The sequence below is a fragment of the Virgisporangium aurantiacum genome (assembly GCF_016863635.1).
Lineage (GTDB): Bacteria > Actinomycetota > Actinomycetes > Mycobacteriales > Micromonosporaceae > Virgisporangium > Virgisporangium aurantiacum.
Genome location: NZ_BOPG01000036.1, coordinates 12,485 through 30,352 on the forward strand (window position 1 = coordinate 12,485; position 17,868 = coordinate 30,352).

A 17,868-nucleotide genomic window follows, 5' to 3' on the forward strand; every position below is an offset into this window, starting at 1 on the left:
GGTCGATACAGAGGGGGAGCGCATGTCGATCAGGAGAATGGCGACCGCGAGCTTCGGCGCGGCGGTGCTGGCGGTGACCGCGGTGCTGATGCCGGTGGCGCCGGCGGCTGCCGGGCCGGTGGGTGCCGGCGCGGACCTGCCGGCGACGCTGCCGGTCGGAGACCGGATGGTGCCGGTCACCTATTCCGCGGATCCGGCCGCGACGGTGACGGGCGGCGTGCCGGACAAGTCCGCCGCGTCGGGCCGGGCCGCGGCGTCGGGTGGCGGCGTCACCGCCATGAGCTGCCTGGGCGGCTGGCGGACGCTGGCGCACGGGGAACTGAACCACGACGTCGAGGCGACGGCGTACTGGCCGTACTGGCTCAAGGCCACCGGATCGGGGAACGGCTACCAGCAGTTCATCTTCTGCCGGATCTCCAACGACGTCTGGACGTTCTATTCCAACGCCTCCAAGCAGTACGTGACGACCTACGCCACGGACTACGCCGTTCGTGCCGATGGCACCGATCCCACCGTGTACGACACCTGGCACGTGTGCGCCCTGGACGGAACCTGGGTCGAGATCTCGTTCTTCAACCACGACAGGTACATGGGCAACGACGGCTCGTCGACCCAGTGGATCGACGCCGTCGACCGGACACCGGGTGGCCGGAACCTGTTCCGCCGTTCGCAGTTCGGCGGGGTGTCGCTGCCCGGCTGCTGAGCGTCCGATAGCGGTTGTGTGAATCGCGGCCTCCGCCCGCCGGGCGGAGGCCGCACCGCTATCCGCGTCGCGCTTCCATCTGGACGAGGTATCGCTGGGTGCCGACCAGCGGCTCACGCCTGCGAGCGCATTACGCTGATGTCGTGTTGAAGGTTCTGGTCAGCGGCTGCCTGGGTGGCGCACCGATCCGGTTCAACGAGACCGGTGTACCGGTCAGCTCTCCGATCTGGCGTCGGTGGTCCGCGGAGGGGCGTCTGGTGTCGCTGTGTCCGGAACTGGCCGTCGGATTCCCGGTGCCGCGTCCGCCGGCCGAGATTGTCGGTGGCAGCGCGGCCGATGCCGGCGTCACCGTTCCTGGGCGCGGCGTCGCGGCCGAGGCGTTGCGCCGTCGGGGTATCCCCGTGTTTGCTCACCACGATCTGGTCAGGGCAGCGGCCGTCCTGGCGGAGCGGGAACGACAGAGCGGTTCGGCGGCGCCGTGAGCGGGTTGCACCCCGATCGCTCCATCACCGGCACCGCCCGGCGGGGAAGGGGAGGACGGCCGGGGGATGCCGGTCCTCCCCGGTCATCCGCTTACCGCGCCGGAGCGTGGGTCGCCGGTGCGGGCCGGGCCGGAGCCGCGACGCGACGGGCGTTGCGCAGGAGGCTGATGCTCACCGCGAGGGTCCACCAGCTCCACAGGGCACCCATGCTGGCGGTGGTGCCCCACCCTTGCGCGCTGTAGAAGTTGGCCGCGTCGTCGCCGAAGTAGACGGCCGGCACGAACGCCAGGTTGATGACGGCGAGCACGTACGCGGAGCGCCCCACCCACCGGGGGAGCACCCCGAGCTTCGACACGGCGATGCCGAGCGCGATCAGGAAAAGTGCCATGAGCAGCCGGGCGATGCCGCCCTGCATGAGGTACTGGGCCGCGGCGAACGGACCGTCGGTGGTCGTGTCGATGTCGTGGTCCACCGAGATGGCCGCACCCACCTCCATCGACTGCGGAACGAACACCATGACCACCCAGAGCAGACCCGCCGTCTGGACCGTGCCGGCGATCCAGTCGTAGCCCGGGTCGGCGTGGCGGATGAGCTGGCGGAGCCCGATGAAATAGACGATGTAGAAGATGCAGGCGATGATGCCGATGAGGCTCCGGGTGAGGATGTTCCAGTCCGGTGGCGTCTCGTAGACGAAATAGAGCGGTACCTGCACAACGGTGCACAGGCTCGCGATGAGGCCGAACATGCCGGTGTAGCGGCGGATCGTGGTCTGGGTCACGGCAATTTCCTGTCGTCAGCCGCGGCGCGGCTTGGCGCCTTCCTGTTTCACCAGGCGCTCGCCCACCTCGACCGATTTCCACAGGTCCCGATCGACCTTGACCTCGATCTTCGTTCCGTCGTCGAGCCGGATCGTGAGGCGCCGGTAGAGGTTGGAGCCGTCGAGCAGTGCGCGGGACTTCTTGACGACGGTCCCGCTCCAGGCGTCCTCGTGCTTGGTCATTGATTTCTCCCCCGAATTGTGCGGAATTCCTATGCCTCCACGATAGAAATCCGGGGGGCCGGGCACCTCCGGCTCGAGACGGGTCCTGCCGCTCCGACTTTTGGATCAGGTCCGGGGCCGGCTCGCTCGGAAGTCGCAGGCGGCAGACGGGAACCGGCGGTGGCATCCGGCACACATCACAGGTGACATCCGGGGCGTCCTGCGGCGTCCGTTGGGAGGAGCCATCGTGTATGACCACTGCCGTGCAGACCGATGAGCAGCTGTTGTGGCGCGTTGCGCAGCGTCGCGACGCCGACGCCCTCGGGCAGCTCTACCTGCGTCACCGGACAGGGCTGCTGGCCCTGTCGCACCGCCTGATCGGCGACTGGCACGCGGCCGAGGAGGTGGTACTGGACGCTCTGGTGACCGTGTGGGGGCGCGCCGCGCGGTTCGAAGGGCGCTCGACGGTGCGGAGCTGGCTGTACGGCGTCGTCCGCCATCACGCGCTGAACCGGCGCCGCCGCCGGCCGTTGCCGCTGGCCGACAACACCGGCCTCGACGAGGTGGCCTCGGACGCCGACGGGCCGGAGGCGCTGAGCCTCGCCGCCGTGACCCGTGCCCAACTGGCGGCGGCGATCGAGCGCCTGCCCGAGCACCACCGCGAGATCATCGCGCTCGCCTTCGTGGCCGAGCTGTCCCAGCCGGAGATCGCCGAGGTGCTCGGCGTGCCCGTCGGGACGGTGAAGAGCCGTCTGCACCGGGCCCGTCGGGACCTGGCCCAACTGATCACGGAAGCAAACCATGAGGTGACGCGATGAGTACCGGCCACCCGATCGACCTGCTCGACGAGTACGCCCTGGGGCAACTGGCAGCGCCGGACCACCGGCGGGTCGGCGACCACGTCCGTGACTGCGCGCGCTGCGACGCCGACCTCGCGTCGTGGCGGGCGCTGGCGGCGGTGGCGCGCGATACGTCCGGCGTCCCACCGGTCGCCGATGGCGAACTGGACCGCCTGACGCGGCGCCTGCCGACCCGCCGACCGCTCGCGCGTCGGCTCACGCAGGTTGCCGCCGTGGCCGTCGCCGGCGCCGTCATCGGCACCGGGATCGTCGCCGGGCTGCTGCCCGACGGTCCCCCCGGAGCGGAACCGGCGGCCGCGGCCGTCCTCGACCGGGCCGCGACGGCCGCCGCGGCCGCGACCGCCCCGCGCGTCGCGGACGGAACGGTCTGGTACACCGAGACCCGGTTCGAGACGGTCCACATCGACACGCCCGTCGACCCGGTCGGCCGTTCGTTCCTCGTCCAGCAACGGTTCACCAACCGGATCTGGCTCGCCCTGCCCGACCGGCAGCGGTACGACCAGGAGGCGGCGAAGACGGTCGTCGCCCCGTCCGACCGCGAAGCGTGGATCGCGGCCGGCAGCCCGCGCCTCTACGACCTGCCGAGCTTCACCGACGACCCCGGCACGCTGGAGGTCTGGCAACTGCTCCTCGACGACCATCTCGTGCGCACCGGTGCGGTGACCGCGCGCGGCGCCGGCCTGCGGCGCGAGCTCGACCTGCTGCGGACGCTGCCGACCAACCCGGGTCGCCTGCGGGACTGGCTGGAGGTTCAGGTGGGCGACAACAGTCCGGGCGCGATCCGGTGGTGCCCGACCGACACCGCGTCGTGCAACGTGGAGGCCGAGATCTTCCAGGCGACCGCCGCGCTGCTGGCGTCGCCCATCGCGCCGCCGAAGCTGCGCTCGGCCCTGTTCACGGTGCTCGCCGGCCTGCGCGGCGTCCACCTCGACGGCACGCGGACCGACGACGCGGGCCGGCCCGCGACAACGGTCAGCATCACGACCGGGCACCTGCGGTACGAGCTGTTCTTCGACGCGGAGAAGGCCACGCTGCTGGCCAACCGGCAGGTGCTCGTGACGCGGGAGGTCGGGTCCACCGATCCGCAGTGGACCGGGGCCGCGCCCGGCACGGTGGTGCGCTCCGTGCTGTACGTGAAGACCCAGGTGGTCGCCGCCGTCGGCGCCCAGGGCTCGTAATACAGCGGAGCCCCCGCCGGACGGCGGGGGCTCCGGTTCTGCGTTGGAATCAGCGTCGGACGGGGATCAGTTGCGCCTCGTCCGCGCTGCGGTTGTCGTGGCTGACGATCATCAGACCCAGCGGCGGGGTCAGCGCGAACTCGGCCGCGTTGATCGTCACGGTCTCCGACGCGGACGCGTTGGGCGCGACCACGTCGAACATGCCCGTGCTGATCGCCGGCGTGAACGCGTTGAACGACGCCACGCCCTCGATCGTGTCGGTGGTGTTGTCGGTCTGCCCGAAGCTCACCGCGTGGTACTTCAGGCGCGGGTTCGCCGCGGACAGGCACGGCGAGCCGGCCGCGCACAGCTGCTCGAACAGCACCGGCAGCACCAGCGTGCTGCTGTCGGTCGGCGCGTCGGCGAGGAACTCGATCGTGCCGTCGCCGGTGCGCAGGTCGAACACCGCCACGGCCATCTCGCCGTTGGCCTCGCCGGCCGTCAGCAGCCCGAGGTCGACACCCACCACGACGTAGTCGTCGACGCCGTCACCGTTGACGTCGACGTACACGTCGAACTCGTTGGTGCTGGCATTCGACCATCGACGGGTGGTGCTGATCGCGAACGCCATCACGCCGTCACCCGGGAAGGTCTGCGCGCCGACGGCCCGCATGTCGTTGGAGCCCAGCCCACGGTCGCGCGAGTCGTACAGACCCCAGGCGTACCAGTCCGCGGCACCCGGCACGACGCCGCGCCGGTTGGTGACCGTCGCGACCGCCGAGCCGTTGCGGCGCAGCGCATTGGTGTCGATCTTCGTTTCGATGTTGGAGACCGCCTGCGGCACCATGTAGTACGGCACCCGCAGCGCGACGCCGTGGTTGTTGCCGTTCGCCGGCGTGAACGTGACAAGACCGGCCACGTCGGCGAACTCCGCGGAGGTGCCCGCGGTGGACGCCGTCACCGACAGCGACAGGTCGATCCTGGTCTCACCGCGCGCCGGCACGGTGACCCGGGTGCGGCTCAACTTCGTGCTGTGCGGGCTGCCGGCCTTGGTGCCGACCGACGCGTTGAACGTCGCCGGGGTGTTGCCGAAGTTCCGCAGCACGATGACCTTCGACTGCTTGAAGTCCCGGTCGAGTTCGGCGAAGCCGAAGTTGACCGAGGCGGTACCCACGTCGCCGAGCGCGACGACCTCGGTGGTGACGGCCGGCGGTGCCTGGATCAGGCCAGAGCCCGCGATGCGCGTGCTGTACCCGGTGACCTTCCCCGGGTCGGCGGTGTTGACGATGGCCGCCTTCCAGTACTGCACGCGCCGCCAACCGGGGTGCGCCTGCCGGACCAGCGCCGCCATGCCGGCGGTGTGCGGAGCGGCCATCGACGTACCCGAGATGACGGCGAAGTTGTTCCCGGTGCCGACGCCGGCCGAGAAGATGCTGACGCCGGGCGCGGTGACGTCGGGCTTGAGCCAGCTGTCACCGGACCGCGGACCGCCCGAGGAGAAGCTGGCGGGCGCGAGGTAGCCCGGGTTCGGCAGGGTCAGGCTGGCGAGCGTCGCGGTGCCGCCGTCGGCCGCCACCAGCGCGGGGCCGGAACTCGACGGCACGCCCAGGAACGGGATCGTCACGGTGAACGGCTCACCGGTGTCCGGGTTGGCCGTGATCGGACCCTCGAACGGCGGGAAGTCGTCGGTCGAGTTCACCATCAGCACCGCGGCCGCGCCGGCCTGCTGGCCGTAGATGGCCCGCGCCACGCGGGCACACGTGCCGCGCTGGACGACGACGAGCTTGCCGGCGACGCCGGCCGCCGTGTACTCGGCCGGATCACAGCCGAGCGAGATCCCGCCCGCGCTGTTGCGCAACACCTCGATCGGCAGTGGGCCGCTGGGCAGCGGTGCGCCGTTGGCGTTGATCGCCTGGATCGTCGCTCCCGTGCTCAGCGTCAGGGTCGCGCCGGGGAAGCTCTGGGTCGGGTCGTTCGCGGCGACGCTGATCACGTTGGTGCCCGTCGACGGGGAACCGACCATGTACGGGTTCGGGCCCTCGTTGCCGGCGGACGCGACGACGATGACGCCGTCCTTGGCCGCGTTGTCGGCCGCCACCGCGGACGGCTCGGTCTTCGAACCGAACGGCGAGCCGAGCGACATGTTGATGACGTCCATGTCGTTCGCGACGGCCCACTCGATGGCGTCGACGGTGACGTCGGTCGAGCCCTCGCAGCCGAACACGCGGATGCCGTACAGGTCGGCCTTGGGCGCCACGCCCGGGCCGACGTTCCAGGAGCGCGACGACACGGTGTCGGCGTTGTACGGGCCGGTGAACGTCCGGCCGTCCGAGGTGACGCCGAAGCCCGCCGCGGTGCCGGCGACGTGCGTGCCGTGGCCGTTGCAGTCCAACGGGTTCGGGTCCGGGTGCGGTACGGGCTGGTACGCCGGGCTGTTCGGGTCGGCGTTGTAGCTGTCGCCGACCAGGTCGATGCCGCCCTTCACCTTCGGCGCGTTCGGGCCGAAGTACCTCGGGTCGGCTGGCGCGGCCTCGGCCGCGTGCGCCGCGGCGTAGGCCGCCGGGGTGCCGGGTCCGCCGAAGTCCGCGTGCGTCCAGTCGATGCCGGTGTCGATGATGGCGACCTTGATGCCCTCGCCGCGGACGTTGCCCGCGCCGTTCCAGGCCGCCGGCGCGCCGATCAGCGGGACGCCGCGCACGTTGTCGCGCTTCATGGTCTGCACCGGGTGCACCGCGACGACGTTGGCGGCACTGGCCAGCTCGGGCGCCTTACCGGCCGGGATGCGCACCTTGATGCCGTTGTAGGCGTGCTGGTACGTGCCCAGCACGGTGCCGCCGAGATTGCGCGCGTGCTGCGCGACCGGCGCCTGTTCCTGGCGCAACCGGTCCTGGTGCTGGCGCTTCTGGTCCTGGGTCAGGGGCGTCGCGGCGTTCGCGTCGGCGACCGCGACCGGGTCGCCGGCGAGCTCGACGACGACCGTCACCGGCTTGTTCTTCACGCCCAGCGGAAGATTCGTGATCTTCAGCCCGGCCGGCGCCTTCGTGAACGGGGCCTTGGTCGCGGGCGCCGCGCCCGCTCCGGTTGTGTTGCCGAACACCGCGAGCGCGGGGATCAGCAGCCCGACCGCGGCCAGCCGGACGAGACGCTTCCGGCCGCCGGGTCGACTTCTCCCGCCAGCTGTCGGCGTCGAGTTTTCGAGGGTGGTCACGACACAGGCCTCCTTGCCCGCCGGGGGTACACGGGTGGTCCCCATGCTGCGGGTCGGTCCGGCTCTCGTGCAGGCATGACCGGTCACCGAGCGCCCGCCAGCAAATGGCACCATTTCGCTGCGGGCCGGGTAAGACTCCGGCCGGGCATCGAGCAAATGCGAGGGTGTGCCGAAGGGTCGGGCCGACGGTGGCGGCACGGGATGTGGCATCATCCCGGCGGCGCGACACGACAAGTCCGACGAAAGGCATCGACATGGATCCGCTGGCCGGTCTCCGGATGGGCGCGTGCGCCGACACCGACAATCCGCGCCAGCTGATCCTCGGCATCGCGACGCACGACGGCAGTGCGGTCGCCGTCGGCGGGCAGGGCCGGAGCCTGGCGGCGGTCTCCTCCGACGGGTACGCCTTCCACCCGGTCATCTCGCCGGGCCGCGGGTTGCGCGGGGCGCTGCTGCGCGAGGACGGGCTGTGGGTCGTCGGCGAGTACGGGTACATCGCCCGGTCGACCGACCGGGGCCATTCGTGGCGCCAACTGACCTCCGGCACCGGCGGTTGCCTGTTCGGCGTCGTCGCCGACCGCGACGGCCGCCTGTGGGTCGCCGGCGACAACGGCTACCTCGCGTCCTCGACCGACGGCGAGAAGTTCCGCCGCGTCAGCGGGGTCGACGAGTCCATCGCCCGGATCAGCGACAGCCCCCTCGGCGTGCTCGTCCCCACCGACCGACCCGGCCGGTTGTACGTGTGCCGGGACAGGTCGGTCCGGCGGCTCAACCTCGAGGCCGGTGCCGACCTCATGTCGGCGACGGTGACCCCGACCGGCACGATCCTCACCGTCGGCGTGGACGGGCTGGTGTTCCGGTCCGACGACGCCGGCGAGAGCTTCCAGCGCGTCCCGGTGCCGGCCGACAGCCTGCTCACCTCGGTGCGGCACCTGCCGGACGGTCGCGTCGTGATCGTCGGTGCGGCCGGGCTGGTCCTGGTCTCCGCCGACGACGGCCGTACCTTCGTCCGCTTCGAGCAGTTCGTCTCGGTCGCGATGCTGTGGTGCTGCGAGCCGTTCGGCTCCGGCCTGCTGATCGGCGACGGTGACGGCACCGTCTCCTGGCTCGGTGCGGACCGTCCCGCCGCGGCGGGGCAATCATCGGTGACGCCCACAGAGCGCCGCGACGGCGTCCATGTCAGCCCGTGGCTGCGGTCGGCCCTGTACCCGCGGCGCGGCGGCATCCCCACCGAGATCCGTCCGCTGCCGGCGCTCGACGAGGCCTGGGCCGCGCTGCGCCGGGCGTTCTGGGCGACCGACCGGTACACCATGGTGATCAAGGGGGAGCGGTCGGGCATCTGGAACCACGCGACCAGCGACCACCACCACCGGCGCGAGATCGGTGAGCGCATCCTCGACCCGCGGCCGCGTTCCGGGACCGCGGAGGAGGACATCAGGCTGGTCGAACTGGTCTTCGAGCGGTACAACACGTTCGTCGGCGCGTTCCGCGCGGAGATCGAGGAGCGGGTCGCCGACTTCCTGGTCGCCTCGGTCGGCCTGCCCGGGGCCGCGCGCCGGATGCTCGCCGGGATCAAGAGCGAGCTTCCCTATGTCGGCGCCGGGCCGTTCGGCCGGCTGCGGGAGCTGCTGGTGCTCGCGGGCGACGCGGAGTACGCCGAGGCCCGGTCCGCGATCCTGGACGCCACGGCGGAACTGGCCCCGACCAGCCACACCCACCGCCGGGCGGCGAGCGTGCGGTGGGCCACCACGTTCCTGTTGCCGCTGGGTCCGGCGGCGGGTGCCGAGGAACGGCGGGTGCACGAGGACGCGCTGCGCCACCTCGGCGAGTTCGGCAACTGCGACGTGCACGCCAGCGCGATCGCTGCCGGCGACCTCGCCACGCTGGAGCGGTTCATCAAGGCCAACCGCAAGATCGGGCACCAGTTCTTCGCGCCGTTCAGCGGCGGCCGCATGTATCTGGCCTCCGTGCTGGAGATCGCCGGGAGCGCCGCCGGCGAGGTGCTGGCCCGGCTCAAGCCCGGCGAGCCGTGGGAGAGGGATTTCTACCACAACGACCTGTGGTGCCGGCTGCTGGCGCACGTCGACGACGAGCACACCCTGGCCGCGCTGCTGCGGGAGCGGCGCGACGGCCACCGGTGGGGCACGGCGGGGCTGCTCCGCGCCGCGGGCCTGGATCCGGACCGGGTCCGCCGGTTCGCCCGCGAGAACGGCGACGACGAACTGCTCGCCCTGGTGGGCGCGGACATCGAGCCGGGTCCGGTCCGGCCGCCCGCCGCCGACGACGACGCGGTCCTCGCCGGGCTCGGCGCGCCGGTTGACTACGTTCCGCCGCCGGCCCGGCGGGGGCGTCCGCTGCGCACCACCCTGGCGATCGAGCCGGTGCAGTCGTGGCGCGACGAGGAGATCGAGGCGGCCCAGCGGGTCGGTGCCCACGACGACGCCGTCACCTGGAACGGCGTCTCCGTGGCCCGGTGCGACGCCGAGGCGCTGGAGGCGTTCGTCGCCAACCGGGAGCGGTGGGCGGTGCCGACCGGCGTCGCCGACCTGGCGCTGACCCCGGCCCGGGTGCACGACCGTCTCCTGGCGTTGGGTTTCGCCATGGACTACTACGTCCGCTATGCCCTGGTGCCGGTGCTGTACCGCGGCGGTCTTTCGCACCTGCCGCTGCTGCACGCCGCGCTGGCGGAACCGGACTCGCTGGAGTACGGGCTGCAGGCCGCGCAGCCGTTCGGGGACGTGTCGATCGTCCCCGCGATCGTGAAGGCGTTCGCGGGCAAGAAGAACAAGGCGCCCGCCCGGTCGTGGATTCTCCGGCACCCGCGGCACGCGGCCGCCGGCGCGCTGACGCTGTGGGCCGCCGACCGCGCCGACACGGGCGCCGCGCGCGTCCTGCGGTATCTCGACGCGCGGGGGCACCGCGCGACCATCCTCGGCTTCGCCGCCGACCTGGACGTCGACGCGGCGACGCTCGCGATGCTCGACGCGGACCCGCTGACCGCACCCGGCGCGAAGCGGCCGCCGGTGCCCGCGTTCGCCGCGGCGCAGGCGCTGCCGCCGCTCGTACCGGTGCCGGGTACGACCGCGCCGGACGCTGACCTGCTTCTCGTGCAGTTGGCCTGGTCCAACGCCGACGAGGTGCATCCGGGCGTGCTCGCCGCGAAGGCGGGCTACACGCCGGCATCGCGGGCCGCGTTCGCGTGGGCGCTGTTCGAGGCGTGGCTCGCCGCCGGTGCCCCGCCGAAGGCGTCCTGGTGCATGCAGGCGGTCGGCCTGCTCGGCGACGACGACTGCGCCCGGCGGCTGACCGCGCTCGCCCGCAAGTGGCCCGGGGAGAACGCCGCCGCCCGGGCCCAGGCGGCCCTCGACGCGCTGCTGAACATCGGCACCGACACCGCGCTGATCAACATCAACCTGCTCGCGGAGAAGTCCCGGTTCCCGGCGTTCGCGGCGGCGGCCCGCGAACGCATCGACGCCATCGCCTACAGCCGCGGCCTCACCACCGACGAACTCGCCGACCGGCTGGTTCCGACACTCGGCCTGGACGAGGACGGCGCCGACGTCCTCGACACCGGCTCGCACACCTACCGGATCGTCTTCGACGCCAACCTGTTGCCGGTGCTGCGCGACGCGAACGGCGCGCTGCTGCCCGACCTGCCGCGGCCGGGGAAGAACGACGACAAGCAACGGATGAAGGCGGCGAAGGCCCGGCTCACCGCGCTGCGCAAGGACGCCCGCGCGTCGGCCACCCTGCACCTGAGCCGGATCGAGCGGGCCATGTGCACCGGACGGGCGATCGGTGCCGACGTGTTCCTCGACCGGTACGCCCGGCACCCGTGGATGCGCCACCTGGCCGAGCGTCTCGTCTGGGGAGTCGCCGAGTTGCCGGTCACCTTCCGCGTGGCCGAGGACGGCACGCTCGCCGACATCGACGACAAGCTGTACGAGCTGCCGCGGGACGCGTCGGTCGTGGTGCTGCACCCGCTGGATCTCGCCGCCGACGCCGTGCCGGTGTGGTCCCAGCTGTTCGCCGACTACGAGATCCTGCAACCGTTCCCGCAACTGGCCCGGCCGGTGTTCCGGGCTGCCGACACCGGTCGCGCCGCCGGCCTCGACGCCGTGCTGGCCCGGCTGCGCGGACACACGGTGACGTACGGGCAGCTGCGCGGCCTGGAGGCGCGTGGCTGGCAGAAGTGGCACGACTCGAGCGTGCAGATGGCCAAGCCGTTGGGCGGCAAGCTCTGGGCGATCCTCGAGACCGATCCCGGCTGGCACGCGACCGACACCGCTGAATCGGTTGAACCGCAACACATCGAGGGCGTCACGTTCCACGGCGGCGACGCGGCGGAGCTGGACCCGCGTACGTACTCCGAACTCGTCTACGACCTCGACCGGTTGGTGTGAGCCGTACGCCGCCCGGTCACCCGGGCGGCGTATCACTGTCTACTGGGGCTCGTTGCGGGTGAACGGGTCGACGCGGGCCCAGCGGAGCAGGTCGGTCATCCGGAAGGTGCCCGGCGTCTGGCTCGGCAGGGTCGGCGAGAACCCGTTGTTGAGGTAGGAGAACTCGTCCATCTGGAGCAGGCCGATGATGGTCTCGGCCACGATCCGGCCGCCCACCGGCCCGAGGCGCAGGCCGTCGTTGAGCAACTGCGCTTCGCGCAGGATGTAGTACCACAGCGGGGTGCTGGCCTCCAGGCCGAGGCCGAACTGCCGCAGCTCCGGGAAGTTCGCCGACGACAGCACCGGCGTGCCGGTGGCGGCGGCGACCCGTTGGCCGGACGGCATCGACCAGGTCAGGTGGCGCAGCAGGTTGCGCTGCGGCAACGAGGTGGGTGGCGTGCCGCTGGCGATGGTCTGCAACGGCAGGTTGAACAGCGGCGTGGAGATGTTGGTGTCGATCCGCTTGTTCGGCCGCGTGTGCTGGGTCATGATGCCGCCGAAGTCGAAGAACGTCTCCCAGCCGATGAAGCGCCGGCGTGCGCGGGCGCCGCCGCGCAGGTCGACCGGGTCGCGCTGGCCCTCGCCCGCCGGATCGAAGATGAAGCCGAAGAACGCGGTGCCATCAGGGTTTCCGGTGCGGTTGGCGCGGTACGACGGCCGGATCAGGCTGTGCCCGAACCGGTAGGTGCCGGTCTGGAACTCCACCGGGATCGTCGGCCGGTTGAACCGGTACCAGCGCCGGCCGTTGCGGAAGATGTCGGACACGAGGGGCTGCCCGACGATCTGCGGCAGGAACTCGTTGACGACGATCCACTGCCAGTGGTGGATCATCGTGCGGCGGGCGTAGAACCACGGGTCGCCGGGCAGGTTGCGTGCCCGCCGGTCGTCGACGGTTCTGTTGTGCGCCAACAGGAACGCGACCTGCAGGCCGGCGATCATGAGATTCTCGTCGTTGCGCGGGTCGGCGATGGAGGCCCGGAGGTTGTTGCTGAAGCGCGGCAGGTCCTCGAACCGTCCGCCGCTGCTCACCAGGAACTTGGCCGGGTCGCGGGAGTCGTAGAGGCTGGGCGACACCGACGGGCCGCCGCCGTACACCGAGTCGAGGTCGAGCCGGGCGTCGCGCTCGTTCGGGGTGGCCGCGGGTTCGGCGGGCGTGCCCAGCGGCGAGGTGTTGTCGAACGTGACGTCGTGGTCGAGGAACTGGCCCACGAACGTGGTTCCGGCGGTCATGTTGCTGATGACGTTGTCCCGGTTGTTCGGGCTGAGTTCCGGGTTGGTCACGAGCCGGACCGGACCCTCCTGCAACGGGTCCTTGGCGTCCATCAGGCCGCCGGGGCGCCCGATCTCGTTCATCGCGTTGCGGACCGCGGCCGACCGCGGGTCCACAAAGGACGGTAGCTGGAACATGCGGCTGAACCGCGGATCCGGTGCCGCGGTGACCACCGGCCCTTCGACCTCCGCGGCGAGCGCCTCGACGTCGCCGAGCACCAGGCCACCGGCCGCCGCCCCGAAAAGACCGGCGCCCACGCCGGTGAGAAATCGACGGCGGCCGAAGTCGCGGTCCGACCCGTCCACTAGTGCATGGTCCGATTGCGCCATGACGCCTCCGGGGGAGGAAGGAGCGGAGTACGCCCCGAACTGGATGCGCGCGCGTTGGCTAGTCCGCAGTCTTCGCGCATGACCCGGTTAGAGACAGGCCCCCAGGGGAATCTCGCAATGCGGATCCGGGCACGCCCGGGGTGGACTTTTCCGTCGAAAATGGCGCTTGCCGACCGGGTCTCCCCGTCGCCGGCGTCTCGATATGACCTTTTCAATATGCTCTGCGGGCGGGACTCAGCTCCACCGGTAGCGGGTCTGGGCCGACTCGTTGCCGGTGGTGAACGCGAATCCCTTGTCGGGCCGGACCCGGTAGAGCTGAACGCTTCCGGTGCGGATGGCGTCGCCGAGCTGGTGCCAGGTTCCGTCCTCGCGGGTGAGCTGCCAACCGTATGCCTCTTCGAACGCGGTCGCCACGGTCTCCCGCGTGGGCCGGTCGGTGACCAGGCTCGCGGTGCCTTCGATGACGTGGTCGGTGCCGGTCAGCGTGTCGGTTCCGGTGGTCAGCGCGCAGTGCGGGTTGGCGCCGAGATTCCGGGCCTTCTGCTCGTTCTCGCCGGTGGTGAACCACATCGCGCCGAGCGACCAGATCGCCAGCAACGGTGTGACGTGGGGGCGGCCGTCCGGGCGCACCGTGCACAGCTGGAATTTCTGGATCCGGCGCAGGGCCCATTCCGTTGCCTCCCACGGCGTCGGGCTCGCGCCCGGCGTGGAGAACGAACCGAGGCTGGTCTGCGGGGTGGACATGATTTTCTCCTTATGGCGTCGCGGCCAGGTGGTCGGCCAGGATTCCGGTGACCGACAGCGCGGTGTCGAAGTTCGGGCGGAGCCGGGTCTTGGTCAGCGCGAAGGCGACGTTCCGGGCGGGGTCCGCGTAGGCGTAGCTTCCGCCGCCGCCCGGCCAGCCGAATGCCACCGAGTTCTCCCCGGCCGGTGCCCCGATCCGCCCGATCGGGAAGCCCAGCGCCATGCGCGCGGGGGTGCCGAAAACCCGATCGGTGCCCTCGAACGCGGGCGCGGACAGTTCCGCCAGCCGCGCGGCGTCCACGAGCGTGCCCCGCAGAACGGCGTTGAACATCGCGGCGAGACCGTGCGCGGTGACGGTACCGACCGACGGGATGTCGGCGCGCAGGATCGCGTCGTCGTTGCCGAAGCCGGCATCGGGCCGGCTCTCCCACGGCGCGAGGATCGCGTCACCGTCGTCCGGGGGTGCCGGCCACTGCCGCGCCGGCTGCTCCAGGCGCGCCACCCCCGGCAGCGACTTCGCCGGGACGCCGAAGTGGAGCTGCCCCTCGATACCGAGCGGTGCGGTGATCCACTCGCGCAGCAGGTCCCGTATGGGTTTTCCGGTCGCGCGGCGGGCCAGCTCGCCGACGAGATAGCCGAACGTGTAGGAGTGGTAGCCCGTGGCGGCACCCGGCGGCCAGCGCGGCTCGGCGGCCGCCAGCGACCCGCACACCCGGTGCCAGTCGGGGAGGTCGCGCGGCGTGATCGCGCGGGGCATCGCGGGTAGACCGACCGTGTGGGTCAGCACGTGCCGCAGCGTCGCCGTTTCCTTGCCGCGCGCGCCGAACTCGGGCCAGAGGTCGGTGACCGGGCTGTCGTACCCGAGGAAGCCGCGCGCGACGAGCAGGTGCGCGAGCGTCGCCGACATGTTCTTGCCGGTGGAGAAGCTGAAGACCGGTCGCCCGGTTGTCGTGCCGGCCGCGGCGTCGACGATCAGCGCGCCGTCCCGGTAGACGGCGACCTGCACGCCGGTCTCCGCGCCCGTGTCGACCAGCGTGTCGAGGTGACGCTGGATCCGGTCCTGTATCTCACTCGTCGCCATGTCGCTCATCGCCGACGGTGGCACGGATCGGGCGGTAGCGCAGGTCGACGGTGCGGGTCGGCGTGTCGCCGTCGCGCAGGAGGTGGAGCGGCTGCCCGCCCAGCGCGTCGTACAGCCGGATACCGTCGCCGAGGAGGACGGGGACGATGTGGAGGTCGATCTCGTCGATCAGTCCGAGCCGCAGCAGCTGCGCGCAGATGGTCGGTGAGAACACCTCGACATTCTTGCCCCCGGCCGCGTCGAGGGCGATCCGTAGTGCCTCGTCGACCGGGCCGGACAGGAACGTGATGTCCTCGGTGGGGCGGGCGTCCTCGGGATGGTGGGTGAGCACGAAGATCGGCCCCTGCCACGCGCCGCCGTAGGGGCGGGAGTCACCGATGGCGCTGTCGAAGCCGTCGCGACCGGCGAGGATCGCGCCCGTGCTCTCGATGTACTCGCTGTGCAGGCCGTCCCGAACCGTCGCCTTCGCCATGAAGCTCATGTCGTGACCCGGCCCGGCGACGAACCCGTCCACCGACACCGCGAAGTGCATCAGCACCTTGCCCATGGTCTTCACCTCAATAGTGATTGTGATCTGCAACTAGTTCCTCATGCTAGGCAAGGTGATGGTAGATTGCAACCACTGGCCGGAAGGGGTGGGCAGATGCGGAGCGAGGCGCGCTCGGGGTGCCCGATCAACGCCGCCGTCGAGGTGCTTGGCGATCCGTGGGCGATGCTGGTGCTGCGCGACGTCATGTTCGGCAATCGCCGGTACTTCCGCGAGCTGCTCCTAGGCTCCGAGGAGGGGATCGCGAGCAACATCCTGAGCAGCCGCCTCAAGCAGCTCACCGCCGCGGGTCTGCTCACCCGTCAGGACGCCAACCGGGGACAGCGGGCGATGTACTCCCTCACCGAGGCGGGGATCCAGGTGCTGCCCATCATGGTCGCGCTGGGCAACTGGGGCCTCGTCCACCGGAACGGTTCCCGGCGCCTGCGGGTCCGCGCCGAACTGCTGCGCGACGGCGGTCCCGAGCTCGTGGCCGCGATGATGGACGAGCTCCGCGAGGTCCACCTCGGCAGCCCGCGGCCCGACCCCTCCGCGCCCCGTCCGTCTGAACGGCTCCAGGCCGCCTACGAGCGGACCATGAGCGTCGACGCCGCTCCGTAGGCACCGCCCGGCCGGCGGTTGCGGCCGGGCTTGGCGTGGTAGTCCAAGCTGGCGCCAGATCGTGGAGGATGATCAGTGTTGGAGGCCTGATCATCCTCCACGATCTGGGCACCCGAGCGACGCCGGTCGATGAGTTGATCTCCTGACTGGGCAATCAGGCACGTCTTCTGGTCCGAGGCTGGTGCCTCAGCGCCCGGTCCAAAGATCAACTCCTCCGTCGGAGTCCATGGCCGGCCACCGGCGAGACCGACGGCGCCCGGGTCCGGCGCGACTGGCGGGGGTACACCGGCGCTCGCCCGCGTCTACCGGCGGTGAGGGCCCCTGTGTCCACAGTGGACATACGCGTGGCTCGTCGTCGATGGCGGTGACAGTCCACAGGGGACGGTGGCGGCGACGACGCGATTCCGAACCGTCACCACATGGGCGCCACACACCCGCCACACGCGGGTCCTTGCCGGTTGGACATTTATTGATGTCACTTACTAGTGTCGGCGACCGTTCCATTGGCAGGAGATACGGGGGAAGACAGTGAAGCGGACCATCGTCATGGGCTGCTTACTCGATGCGTTGCTGATACCGCTGAGCGCCGGCCTGAAGATGGCCTTCCCAATGCCGCCAAGGGCAGCGCCGTCTGCCATCTGTTCCGGCCCGTAACACCCGGCACGCGTCACCGTCGTCGTCTTCGTTTCGCCTTCGTCATCGACGATGGCGCCACTTCGCGCGCCGTTCGGCATACCAATCGATCGACAATTGTGAGGTCATCAATCGTGTCCGTGTACCAGGGAAGTCCGCAACCCGCCGGCCCGTCCATGTATCCGCCGCCGCCACCGAACCGCGGCACGAGCGTGCTGGCGATCGTCGGCTTCATTCTCGCCTTCTGCGGCGGTCCGTTGGGATTCATCCTCAGCCTGGTCGCGATCTTCCAGACCGGCCGGGACCGCAAGAAGGGACGCGGACTGGCGGTCGCCGGTGTCGTCATCTCGTTGGTGATGATGGCGGGCAGCACCGCGGCCTACATCGCGCTCTCCAACTCCACCGTGCTCGATCCCGGCTGCACGGACGGGAAGGCGGCCATTCTCGCGTACGACCCCAGCGCGGACCCGAAGGAACTCCAGACCACGATCGACGCCCTCAACGCCGCCGCCGACAAGGCCAAGGACGAGGACGTCCGTGACGCGATGCGGGCACTGGCCGACGACTACGCCGACATGAAGAAGGGCCTCGAGACCGGACAGATTCCGGACGACATCATCGGGAGAATCGCAGCCGACGCCGCGACGATCGACCAGCTCTGCACCGTGGGCTGAGCGCAAGCGGCAGCCGCCGTCGGGTGTCCGGCGGCGGCTGCCGACCGTCGGTTCAGCGGACGTTCCCCGTTGCCGATCCGGTCGTGGACTCCGGGACGCGGCGTGGTACCACTGAGAGCAACATCAGAGAGGGTCGATAGTGGGCGACGCACCGCAGGA

Annotated in this window: 14 protein-coding genes; 7 read left to right on the forward strand and 7 right to left on the reverse strand. The window is 71.0% G+C overall.

What is annotated here, in order from left to right; all coding sequences use genetic code 11:
• The first annotated feature begins 22 nt into the window (after positions 1–22).
• Positions 23–703 carry a hypothetical protein gene (locus Vau01_RS29585; protein ID WP_203999209.1) on the forward strand — a complete coding sequence of 227 codons (681 nt, stop codon included), beginning with the start codon at positions 23–25 and terminating at the stop codon, positions 701–703.
• A 143-nt stretch (positions 704–846) separates the two neighbouring features.
• On the forward strand, positions 847–1,185 hold the full coding sequence (locus Vau01_RS29590) for a 2-thiouracil desulfurase family protein (RefSeq protein WP_203999211.1): 339 nt from the start codon (positions 847–849) through the stop codon (positions 1,183–1,185).
• 91 nt (positions 1,186–1,276) lie between these two features.
• On the opposite strand, the gene Vau01_RS29595 is transcribed toward Vau01_RS29590, so the two are convergent.
• Together Vau01_RS29595 and Vau01_RS29600 are read right to left on the reverse strand one after the other, a co-directional pair.
• The gene (locus tag Vau01_RS29595; protein ID WP_203999213.1) at positions 1,277–1,963 is read right to left on the reverse strand and encodes a hypothetical protein; all 687 of its coding nucleotides are present in this window, start codon (positions 1,961–1,963) and stop codon (positions 1,277–1,279) included.
• A gap of 15 nt (positions 1,964–1,978) precedes the next feature.
• Complete coding sequence (locus Vau01_RS29600) at positions 1,979–2,185, reverse strand: DUF7489 domain-containing protein (protein ID WP_203999215.1); 207 nt, start codon at positions 2,183–2,185, stop codon at positions 1,979–1,981.
• Positions 2,186–2,415: 230 nt separating this feature from the next.
• Between Vau01_RS29600 and Vau01_RS29605 the strand changes: the two genes are divergently transcribed.
• Both Vau01_RS29605 and Vau01_RS29610 read left to right on the forward strand, forming a co-directional pair.
• On the forward strand, positions 2,416–2,982 hold the full coding sequence (locus tag Vau01_RS29605) for an RNA polymerase sigma factor (protein WP_203999217.1): 567 nt from the start codon (positions 2,416–2,418) through the stop codon (positions 2,980–2,982).
• The gene (locus Vau01_RS29610; protein WP_203999219.1) at positions 2,979–4,202 is read left to right on the forward strand and encodes a CU044_5270 family protein; all 1,224 of its coding nucleotides are present in this window, start codon (positions 2,979–2,981) and stop codon (positions 4,200–4,202) included. Before Vau01_RS29605 ends, Vau01_RS29610 begins: the two co-directional genes overlap by 4 nt.
• Before the next feature lie 49 nt (positions 4,203–4,251).
• Here Vau01_RS29610 and Vau01_RS29615 read toward each other — a convergent pair whose 3' ends face one another.
• Entirely contained in the window at positions 4,252–7,389 is a 3,138-nt protein-coding gene (locus Vau01_RS29615) for a S8 family peptidase (protein ID WP_203999221.1), read from the reverse strand.
• Between the two features lie 254 nt (positions 7,390–7,643).
• Between Vau01_RS29615 and Vau01_RS29620 the strand changes: the two genes are divergently transcribed.
• On the forward strand, positions 7,644–11,792 hold the full coding sequence (locus Vau01_RS29620; protein WP_203999223.1) for a DUF4132 domain-containing protein: 4,149 nt from the start codon (positions 7,644–7,646) through the stop codon (positions 11,790–11,792).
• Between the two features lie 39 nt (positions 11,793–11,831).
• Here the strand turns inward: Vau01_RS29620 and Vau01_RS29625 are convergent, their stop codons facing one another.
• From Vau01_RS29625 to Vau01_RS29640, 4 genes are all read right to left on the reverse strand, one after another.
• Positions 11,832–13,406: a peroxidase family protein gene (locus Vau01_RS29625; protein WP_203999225.1), complete on the reverse strand. Its 1,575-nt coding sequence runs from the start codon at positions 13,404–13,406 to the stop codon at positions 11,832–11,834.
• 258 nt (positions 13,407–13,664) lie between these two features.
• The gene (locus Vau01_RS29630) at positions 13,665–14,174 is read right to left on the reverse strand and encodes a pyridoxamine 5'-phosphate oxidase family protein (RefSeq protein WP_203999227.1); all 510 of its coding nucleotides are present in this window, start codon (positions 14,172–14,174) and stop codon (positions 13,665–13,667) included.
• A 10-nt stretch (positions 14,175–14,184) separates the two neighbouring features.
• Positions 14,185–15,255 carry a serine hydrolase domain-containing protein gene (locus Vau01_RS29635; RefSeq protein WP_203999229.1) on the reverse strand — a complete coding sequence of 357 codons (1,071 nt, stop codon included), beginning with the start codon at positions 15,253–15,255 and terminating at the stop codon, positions 14,185–14,187.
• Positions 15,242–15,802 (reverse strand): dihydrofolate reductase family protein, encoded by a 561-nt coding sequence (locus Vau01_RS29640; protein WP_203999231.1) that lies wholly within the window; start codon positions 15,800–15,802, stop codon positions 15,242–15,244. The genes Vau01_RS29635 and Vau01_RS29640 overlap by 14 nt, the downstream gene beginning before the upstream one ends.
• A gap of 96 nt (positions 15,803–15,898) precedes the next feature.
• On the opposite strand from Vau01_RS29640, the gene Vau01_RS29645 reads away from it, so the two are divergent.
• Positions 15,899–16,402 (forward strand): winged helix-turn-helix transcriptional regulator, encoded by a 504-nt coding sequence (locus Vau01_RS29645; RefSeq protein WP_203999234.1) that lies wholly within the window; start codon positions 15,899–15,901, stop codon positions 16,400–16,402.
• Between the two features lie 485 nt (positions 16,403–16,887).
• The gene (locus Vau01_RS29650) at positions 16,888–17,709 is read left to right on the forward strand and encodes a DUF4190 domain-containing protein (RefSeq protein WP_203999237.1); all 822 of its coding nucleotides are present in this window, start codon (positions 16,888–16,890) and stop codon (positions 17,707–17,709) included.
• Positions 17,710–17,868: the final 159 nt, after the last annotated feature.